General features: G+C 68.2%; 1 protein-coding gene. It reads right to left on the bottom strand.

All coding sequences use genetic code 11. The annotated features are described in order from the left end of the window. On the bottom strand, nucleotides 1-305 hold a 305-nt coding region (locus FXF51_RS60315), incomplete at both ends, for a substrate-binding domain-containing protein (protein ID WP_148443846.1).

Raw genomic sequence — 305 nt, forward strand, 5'->3', positions numbered from 1 at the left:
TCGAGTACTTCTTCACGGTCTGTCCCACCGACTGCGTCGAGCCGGCGTCCACGGCCAGCATGCCCGCCACATCCTGATGTCCCTGGGCGTAGGCGTCGATGATCGACAGGCCCCGCGTGACGTCGGCGTTCGTGCCGACGGCGGTGAAGGTGATGGATCTGCCCGAGTCCTTGATCGCCTGCTCGGCCCCGTCGATCCTGGGCTGGATGTTCAGCGCTCCAGGGGTGGCGATGAAGCCCACCACCGCCCCCGAGTCCACCTGCTGCAGCGCGCGCTGGCCGAGGGCGTACCCCGACTCGTAGAGG

The organism is Nonomuraea sp. PA05 (genome assembly GCF_008086045.1).
Classification (GTDB): Bacteria; Actinomycetota; Actinomycetes; order Streptosporangiales; family Streptosporangiaceae; genus Nonomuraea; species Nonomuraea monospora.